The organism is Nitrobacter sp. 62-23 (assembly GCF_001897285.1).
Lineage (GTDB): Bacteria > Pseudomonadota > Alphaproteobacteria > Rhizobiales > Xanthobacteraceae > Nitrobacter.
This window is the reverse complement of the sequence record NZ_MKSM01000014.1, coordinates 1-8,657: the sequence shown is the minus strand read 5'-3', so window position 1 is coordinate 8,657 and position 8,657 is coordinate 1. Positions and strand designations below refer to the sequence as shown.

Sequence of the window (8,657 nt, the reverse complement as noted above, 5' to 3'; positions counted from 1 at the left end):
TCGAGATCATCATCGACGCCGCCTCGACGCTCTATGACTTCAAGTCGATGCAGCGCCTCGCCGAAGGCGTCCTGACCCAGATCGCATCGCTGTTGAACGTCGATTGCGCCGGGATTCTGGTGCTGCGCGACGGCGGCGCGGTCAACAATGATTTTTCAGTGCTGGCGGGATCGGGCTGTTACAGCGGCCTCATCGGATCCGCGGGGCAGGCATCGCTCGATTCCGATCTCAAACAGACCGTCGAAGCCGCCTTCAGGCGGCGCAAGCACGAATTCGTCGATCACCGTTCGGTGCTTTATATTCGCACCGGCAGCGGCCGCGAGGTCGTGATCCTGCTGCAGGCCGAGCGCGACCTGTCGGATACCGACCGCTCGCTGGTCGAAATCTTCGGCAGCCGGCTGTCGATCGCATTCGACAACGTGATCCTCTACCAGCAATTGCAGGACGCCAACGCCCAGCTCGAAGACCGGGTCGCACAGCGCACCCGTGCATTGATGCAGGCCAATCGCAGGCTGTCCGCGCAATGGCTGCGGCTGCAGCGGGCCAATGGATTCAAGAACGAAATTCTTGGCACCGTCGCCCACGACCTGAAAAACCCCCTTGGCGTCATCCTGGGCCGCACCGAAATGCTTGTCGAACTGATCGGCACGGCTTCGTCCGGGGATACCGTCACCTCGCAGGTGGATCATATCCGTGATGCGACCAGGCGTCTGATTACGATGGTCGACCATCTGATCTCCGACGCCATGGCCGACGCCTTCGATATCACCATCCGCCGCGAGCCGGTCGATGTCGCGGCGCTGGTCGCCGAGGTGGCCGAAGCCAACCGGCCATCCGCGGTGGGCAAACAGCAGACCATTATCGTCTCGGCGCCGGCCGGACGCATCACGATGTGCGATCAGGACCGCATGCGCGAGGCGATCGACAATCTCGTCAGCAACGCCATCAAGTACAGCCCGGTCGGCGGCAAGATCACGCTGCTGGTCGATCACGACGCGGAACATACCATCATCCGCATCACCGACGAGGGCGCCGGCCTGTCGCCGGAAGATCTGGGGCGACTGTTCGGCCGCTTCCAGCGGTTGTCCGCAAAACCTACCGCCGGCGAGAGCTCGACCGGCCTCGGCCTGTCGATCGTCAAGCGGATCGTCGAGATGCATGACGGCCGGATCAACGCCGACAGCGGCGGCCCCGGACAGGGATCGACCTTCACCATTATCCTGCCCACGACGGCCTGACATGAACCGGAATCCGCATATCATCGTCGTCGATGACGAGGCGCCCGCGCGTGAAATGGTCGGCGACTATCTCAGGATGCACGGCTTCGTCATCACGCTGTGCGATGGCGGCAAGAGCCTGCGCGAGGCGATCGGCGCCGGTACTCCCGATCTCGTCGTGCTCGACCTGAACATGCCGGAAGAAGACGGCCTTTCGATCATTCGCGACCTCAAGAGCCATACCAACGTGCCGGTGATCATGCTGACCGCGACAGCCAGCCCGATCGATCGCGTGGTCGGCATCGAACTCGGCGCCGACGACTACGTGGCAAAACCCTGTGAACTGCGCGAACTGATGGCGCGCATCCGCTCGGTCCTGCGGCGGAGCGCGCCGAAGACGGCAGCGCCGCCGCCGACCGCCACCGCCGCCAGGCCAGCGGCCGGGCAAAGCGTCCGCTTCGGCACCAAATGGCTCGATCTCGACGCCCAGGCCCTGCGCGACGACGAAGGTAACGAACATCCGCTTACCGCGTCGGAATTCAGCCTGCTGAAAGTTTTCGCCGCCAACCCCAAGCGGGTCCTGTCCCGAGAGCGGCTACTGGAACTGGCCAACGCCCGCGACAGCGAAGCCTTCGACCGCGCGATCGATCTGCGCATCATGCGGATCCGGCGCAAGATCGAGCCCGACCCCGCGAAACCGACGGTGATCCGGACCATCCGGGGAGGTGGCTACCTGTTTTCGCCCTCCGGCAGCGACAAAATGTAGGCCGCCCGCGGCGGATGGCCAGTCTCAACAGGACACTTCCGCGCGCTTCCAAGCCGGTCTCTACGGCTAAAGTCTAATGACGTTGCAAATGACCGGAGCGTTTTCCGGCCATGGCATTGTCGAGTATGGCATGTTCTCCAGCCTGCCCCGGGGAAAGACACCGGCTGGCGTGAAGAACTTGCTTTCGATCAATAGCTTGCTCGTATTGCTGACACAAAACCAGTCTCCGCCTTTGCGGAATAGGTGCTGGGTTTTTCCGCCAAATGTTTCATCGCCTGCGAGGGGACGAAACAATTTCCTTTCTCACGAAACCATTTTCCGTTTGTCGTGCAGACGTCCTGAAACCGCGGCTGTCTAAAAGTCTGCCCAACAATAAAGGGGAGCCGTCATGCAAAACGTCATTGCAATTAACGCAGCCGCCCGCCAGGGCATTATCGCTGCCCAGGCGACCTCGGACGAGATGCTGCTTGAGCAGATTGCCGACGGCGACCGCACGGCGATGCATACGCTCTATCTGCGTCACAACGTGCGGGTCTATCGTTTCGTGCTGCGCAGCCTCCGCGACCCGATTGCGGCGGAAGACGTCGTCAGCCAGGTGTTTCTGGACGTCTGGCGGACCGCCGCCCAGTTCGAAGGCCGTTCGCGGGTGTCGACCTGGCTGCTCTCGATCGCGCGCTTCAAGGCGCTGACCGCGATGCGCCAGCGCTGCCACGAGGATATCGACCAGGAGAATATCCGCGAGATCGCCGATGCCGCCGACACGCCGGAGACCTCGCTTGATCGCAGCAATGTCAGGGCTATTCTGCGCGCCTGCATCGCCAAACTGTCGCCCGCCCATCGCGAGATCATCAACCTCGTCTACTATCATGAGAAAACGGTCGAAGAAGCCGGCGAGATCATCGGTATTCCGCAGAGCACCGTGAAGACCCGCATGTTCTATGCCCGCAAACAGCTCGCCGCGCTTCTCAAAGACGCCGGCGTCGCAACAATCGCAGCCTGACCCGGCGGTCCATTCGGACTGCCGGCTCATCTCCCGGTGGCCGGGAGGACGTCACCCCGGGCCGACCGTCGCTTCCCACCGCCGCAACAGGCCGTCAATGAAGCGATGAGCCCGAGTTTGTCGCGTGGGGCGATCCGGCGACGCTCTCCCGTATCACGGCTTCGTTTCCTGAAAACTCCGGAATTTCCGGCCGAAGCCACGATCGCTTGCCATCGCGCCGCCGCTGATATTTTATGCTGCACACGATTGAGGGGGATGCGGGGCGGGCATCTGCCGCCATTCCAGCGAGGAGATAAACGATGACCGGGTTCCGCGACCTGACCCTGGCGGTTTCCGCTGTGGCCTGCCTGCTGCTTTCGGCGACGCACGGCTTTGCGCAGCAGCCGCGCCCCGATGTCGGCGACGAACCCGGTCTGATCGCCGACGATTCGTTCCAGCTCGACCCGGAATACCGCAAGCAGGTGGTGCTCTACCGGACCACCGAGCCGCCCGGCACCATCATTATCCAAACCGCGGAACGCCATCTTTATCTCATCCAGGGCAACGGTCGCGCGATCCGTTACGGCATCGGCGTCGGGCGCGAAGGTTTTCAGTGGCAGGGTATTCTCAACATCACGCGCAAGGCGGAATGGCCGGACTGGACCCCGCCGCCGGAAATGATCGCGCGGCAGCCCTACCTGCCGCGCTTCATGGCGGGAGGCCCCGGCAACCCGCTCGGCGCGCGCGCGATGTATCTTGGCACGACGGTGTACCGCATCCATGGCACCAACCGTCCCGATACGATCGGCACCGCGATCTCCTCGGGCTGCTTCCGTCTGGTCAATGCCGATGTCGCCGATCTCTATGAGCGCGTCGCGGTCGGCACGCGCGTGATCGTGCGGCAGAAACCCAAGCTTTAACTCCGCGAACTTCGCGGCACGTCATTCGCGCCAGATCGATATTTTGCCGAAATTGCGAGAGGACTATCCATGCGGACATTCCGAAGCGGTCTCTTGATAGGGCTCGCCGTCGCCGTCGCCGTAGCGGCCGCCGCCATCACCTACGAGCGCTACGACACCAAGACGCTGAAACGCACACTGCGACGCGACGCCGTGCTGTGCGGGGTCAACACCGGGCTGCCCGGCTTCTCGAATTCGGATGAAAAAGGCAACTGGTCCGGCTTCGATGTCGATTTCTGTCGCGCCGTCGCCGCCGCGATCTTCGACGATCCGACCAAGGTGAAGTTCGTCCCGCTCGACGCCAACGAGCGGTTCAAGGAGTTGCAGAGCCGAAAGGTCGACATCCTGGCGCGCAACACGACGTGGAGTATGTCGCGCGAGACCAACTATGACCTTTATTTCCCGGCGGTTGCCTATTACGACGGCGAGGGCTTCATGGTGCGCGCCTCGCGCAAGGCCAACTCGGTGCTCGACCTCGGCAACACGAAAATCTGCGTGCAGGACGGCACGACCACGAGACTCAACCTCGCCGACTATTTCAAGGCCAACAACCTGACCTACGAGGAGATCAAGTTCGGGAAGCTGGAAGACATGCTGAAGGCCTATGACGAGGGCCAATGCGATGTGGCGACCTCCGACGTTGCCCAGCTCTACGCCCTTCGGCTGCGGCTGAGCAAACCGAGCGAGAGCGTCATCCTGCCCGACGTGATCTCGAAGGAGCCGCTGGCGCCGGTTGTCCGTCAGCGCGACGACGACTGGATGATGATCGTCAAATGGACGCTCTACGCGATGATCAACGCCGAGGAACTCGGCGTCACCTCGAAAAACATCGACGAGGCGATGAAGTCCAAGAAGCCCGACGTGATGCGTCTGGTCGGCACCGAAGGGGAATACGGCGAGGATCTCGGGCTGACCAAGGACTGGGCCGCTCGCATCATCCGTCACGTCGGCAACTACGGCGAGGTCTATGATCGTAACGTGGGCGCCGATTCGAAGCTGAAGATTCCGCGCGGCCTCAACCAGCTCTGGAATGCCGGCGGCATCATGTACGCCCCGCCGCTGAGATGAGCGGCGCGCGAGGCGCCGGCGGCATCGATGTCGCAGGCCACCTTGATCATGAACTGATGCTTTCACAAATAACGGGGGAGCGCCGGGTCGCTCCCGGTGAAGGCTTGAATTACGGAGATGCGCCATGCCCGATGCGTCGATTCCCGTCGCCGCCGCCACCCGGATCGGGCACGTCCATCTCAAGGTCGCCGACCTCGAACGTGCGCTCGGCTTCTATTGCGGTGTGCTGGGCTTCGAACTGACGCAACGCGACGGCGATCAGGTCGCGTTCATTTCCGCCGGCGGCTACCATCATCACATCGGACTGAACACGTGGGAAAGCAAGGGCGGTTCGCCGCCCGCTCCCGGCATGACCGGGCTGTTTCACACGGCAATCCTGTACCCGACGCGCGCAGCGCTGGCCGATGCGTTGCACCGGGTTCGCAGCGCAGGTATTCCGCTCGATGGCGCCAGCGATCACGGCGTCAGCGAAGCGCTGTACCTGCGCGATCCCGACCAGAACGGCGTCGAGCTTTATTGGGACCGGCCGCAAGCGCAATGGCCACGTGATGCAGGCGGCGGTCTTGCGATGTTCACGCGCCGGCTCGATCTCGACGATCTTCTTCGCCAGCGTGAGGCCTAGACCATCCGTTCGCAATGTCAGGGCTCATTGGCCGACAAGGGCGCAATCTCATCCTGCATGTCGTTCGAATGTCAGGATCAGATTGTTGGCGGGCATCTCGACGACGTCCAATAGTTTCAGGCCGTTGCGCTGCGCCAGCGCCACCACCTCGTCGACATCGCGCACGCCCCATTCGGGATCGTTGTCGCGCAGGCTGGCGTCGAAGGCCGCATTGCTCGGCGCGGTGTGCCGGCCATCGCGCCTGAACGGTCCGTAGAGAAACAGCCGTCCGTCCGGACGCAGATAACGTGCCGCGCCCGCGATCAGGCCCTCGGCGACGCGCCACGGCGCGATATGGATCACATTGGCGCAGAATACCGCGAGCAAGGCGCCGGGTCCGCGACCGTCGCCCGCCTCGGTGAACCACTCCGGACTCGACAGGTCGATCCGCAGCGGCCGGCGGACGTTGACGAGTTGTTCGTGAGCGGTCCAGGCCGCGATGCTGCGCAGATGATTGTCGTTGAGATCGCTCGGCCACCAGGTGATGCCGGGCGTTTGCCGCGCGAAGAAAACAACGTGCTGACCCGTGCCGCTGCCGGCTTCGACCACGTCTCCGGTTTTGCCGCGCAGGAATTTTTCCAGCACCGCCCAGATCGCTTGATGGTTGCGATGGAACGCAGCCGCGTCGAGACGGTCGTCCGATTCCGCGCGCCGGCCGTTCTTGCCGAATTCGACGGTAAAACCTGTCATGGTCGGCATCCTTCCTTACATTCTGCCGGCATGAGCGCTTGTGCAAAGGCCGAGGATGTGAAAATTAAGTCCGGCGGGGGGTAATGCCCCCGTCCCGGCTCAGGCTGGACGCGATGAGGACGCAACCGCAATAATAGCCGCAGGTGCCGCCTTTGACGATGATTCCTTTGAAGAAACCCGCCCTCCTGCCTGCGCTGGCGACCGCCTTGCTGCTCGCCGTCACCGTCGCGTCTTGCCCGGCGCGCGCGCAGTCGGCTGCCGACGAAGGGCAGAAGCTCGCATTCGATCGCAACAAGGGCAACTGCCTGACCTGCCACGAAATCAAGGGCGGCAGCCAGGCCGGCAACATCGGGCCCGCCCTCGCCGGCATCAAGAGCAAATATCCGAACCGCGCCGAGCTCGTCGCGATCGTCGCTGACGAAACCAAGCGGAATCCGCTCACGGTGATGCCGCCGTTCGGCCGGAACCACATCCTGACCGACAAGGAAATCGACGCGGTCGTCGACTTCCTGCAAACGCTGTGACCGCCGGGCGCAAAGGAGACCACACATGATCCACTTATCGCCCGGCCGTGTTGATGCGACGCGGCGGTTGGTCCTGAAAGGTGGGGCGGTCGTTGCGTTGGCAGGCATCGCCGGCATCCGCTTCGGACTTGCGCCTGCACTGGCCGCCGCCAACGACGCCTATCCGGACGCCGCCTTCAAGGTCAAGGGAGCCGACGGCGCGATCCAGGCGCTCTACGGCAAGGCCGCGGAGAAATCCGACAAGGTCAGGATGGACGCGCCGGAGATCGCCGAGAACGGCGCGGTCGTTCCGGTTTCCGTCACCACGACCCTGCCCGGCGTGACGTCGATTGCGATTTTCGTTGCGGAGAATCCGAACGCGCTGGCGGCGTCCTACCGCATTCCGGCCGGCACTATGCCGAGCGTCGCCAACCGCCTGAAGATGGCCAAGACCAGCAATGTCATTGCGGTCGTGGAAGCCGGCGGCAAGCTCTATAGCGCCAGCAAGGAAATCAAGGTCACCATCGGCGGCTGCGGCGGCTAGAGCATGATCCCGAAAGCGGGAATCAGAGGACCATTAGCAAATGTAGGTTTCGAGTGGAGCGTGAATTGACATTCCCTTGCCGCTGCAAAGCGGGTAGCGAATATCAAATCCACCCCACCGGGGAGACGAAAGCTTAAGGGAAGACAGTTATGGCATCGACAATCCGCGTTCGCGCAACGTCGAGCGGCGACACCACCGAGGTCCAGGCGCTGATCCAGCATCCGATGGATTCGGGCTTCGTCAAGAATTCCGCCGGCGAACTGATCCCGCCGCACTTCATTCAGCAACTGACCTTCGAACACGGCGGAAAGCCGGTTTTCATCGCCGACTGGGGTCCGGCGGTGTCAAAGGACCCTTATGTGAAATTCAGCTTCAAGGGCGGCAAGAAGGGCGACGACCTCAAGATCAGCTGGATCGACAACAAGGGCGCTTCCGACTCCTCGACGGCTAAGATTCAGTAATGGCGGCGCGCGGCAGTCGGAGAATAGACATGCGATTGAGCTTTCGCTCGGCGGCAATGGGAGTGGTGCTGGCGGCCTTGACGTCCGCCTCCGTGCAGATGGCTCACGCCGCCGACAGCCCGAACCCGCCGGCCGACCTCAAGGCGTTCCAGAAATACTTCACCGACAAGTTTCCCAAGCTGAAGCTGAAGGATTTCGTCAACGGGCCGTACTCGATGGACAAAGGCCTGTACAAGCAGTGGAAGGAGAAGGAGGAGTTTCCTCCTTACGAATTCGCGCTCGCCGCCGGCAAGGAGATGTTCGAGAAGCCGTTCAAGAACGGCAAGACCTTCGCGGACTGTTTCCCCCATAAAGGCATCGGCATCCGGCAGAACTACCCCTATTTCGACGAGAAGCAGGGCAAGGTCGTCACGCTCGAACTCGCCGTGAACCAGTGCCTGGAAAGCAATGGCGAAAAGCCCTTGTCCTATACCAAGGACGACATGGCATCGGTGACGGCCTATATGGCATTCACCTCGCGCGGCAAGCCGTTCGACATCAAGATTCCGAAAGATCCGCGGGCGCTCGCCGCCTATGAAAACGGCAAGCGCTATTTCTATACGCGGCGCGGCCAGCTCAATTTCTCCTGCGCCACCTGCCATGTACAGACGCCGGGCAACCACATCCGGGCCGAGATCCTCGCGCCCGCGCTCGGCATTCTCAACGCGATGCCGATCTACCGCTCGGCATGGGGCGGCATGGGCACGACTAGCCGCCGCTTCACCACCTGCAACAGCCAGGTACGCGCGGTGCCGCTGACGCCGCAGGAC

11 protein-coding genes are annotated in these 8,657 nt (G+C 62.6%); 10 read left to right on the top strand and 1 reads right to left on the bottom strand.

All coding sequences use genetic code 11. The features are described 5' to 3' along the window. The 6 genes from BGO16_RS01840 to BGO16_RS01815 form a co-directional block, all read left to right on the top strand. Positions 1-1,238: DUF3369 domain-containing protein (locus tag BGO16_RS01840; protein WP_292616706.1), on the top strand; the 1,238-nt coding region annotated here is incomplete at its 5' end. A 1-nt stretch (position 1,239) separates the two neighbouring features. Next, a complete protein-coding gene (locus tag BGO16_RS01835) occupies positions 1,240-1,983 on the top strand; it encodes a response regulator (protein WP_292616703.1) in 744 nt (247 codons plus the stop codon). Positions 1,984-2,371: 388 nt separating this feature from the next. After that, the gene (locus tag BGO16_RS01830) at positions 2,372-2,983 is read left to right on the top strand and encodes a sigma-70 family RNA polymerase sigma factor (protein WP_292616701.1); all 612 of its coding nucleotides are present in this window, start codon (positions 2,372-2,374) and stop codon (positions 2,981-2,983) included. 299 nt (positions 2,984-3,282) lie between these two features. Next, positions 3,283-3,882, top strand: coding sequence for a L,D-transpeptidase (locus BGO16_RS01825; protein ID WP_292616699.1), 600 nt, complete (start codon positions 3,283-3,285; stop codon positions 3,880-3,882). Positions 3,883-3,951: 69 nt separating this feature from the next. After that, the gene (locus tag BGO16_RS01820; RefSeq protein WP_292616696.1) at positions 3,952-4,989 is read left to right on the top strand and encodes an amino acid ABC transporter substrate-binding protein; all 1,038 of its coding nucleotides are present in this window, start codon (positions 3,952-3,954) and stop codon (positions 4,987-4,989) included. Positions 4,990-5,113: 124 nt separating this feature from the next. Further along, on the top strand, positions 5,114-5,611 hold the full coding sequence (locus BGO16_RS01815; protein ID WP_292616694.1) for a VOC family protein: 498 nt from the start codon (positions 5,114-5,116) through the stop codon (positions 5,609-5,611). A 48-nt stretch (positions 5,612-5,659) separates the two neighbouring features. On the opposite strand, the gene BGO16_RS01810 is transcribed toward BGO16_RS01815, so the two are convergent. Next, entirely contained in the window at positions 5,660-6,340 is a 681-nt protein-coding gene (locus tag BGO16_RS01810; protein ID WP_292616692.1) for a DUF938 domain-containing protein, read from the bottom strand. A 158-nt stretch (positions 6,341-6,498) separates the two neighbouring features. On the opposite strand from BGO16_RS01810, the gene soxX reads away from it, so the two are divergent. From soxX to soxA, 4 genes are all read left to right on the top strand, one after another. Next, a complete protein-coding gene (gene soxX, locus BGO16_RS01805) occupies positions 6,499-6,864 on the top strand; it encodes a sulfur oxidation c-type cytochrome SoxX (RefSeq protein ID WP_292616710.1) in 366 nt (121 codons plus the stop codon). 25 nt (positions 6,865-6,889) lie between these two features. Then, entirely contained in the window at positions 6,890-7,387 is a 498-nt protein-coding gene (gene soxY / locus BGO16_RS01800; protein WP_292616690.1) for a thiosulfate oxidation carrier protein SoxY, read from the top strand. A 149-nt stretch (positions 7,388-7,536) separates the two neighbouring features. Continuing rightward, a complete protein-coding gene (soxZ, locus tag BGO16_RS01795) occupies positions 7,537-7,848 on the top strand; it encodes a thiosulfate oxidation carrier complex protein SoxZ (RefSeq protein ID WP_292616688.1) in 312 nt (103 codons plus the stop codon). 56 nt (positions 7,849-7,904) lie between these two features. Further along, a partial coding sequence (gene soxA / locus BGO16_RS01790) for a sulfur oxidation c-type cytochrome SoxA (protein ID WP_292616708.1) occupies positions 7,905-8,657 on the top strand: 753 nt, incomplete at its 3' end.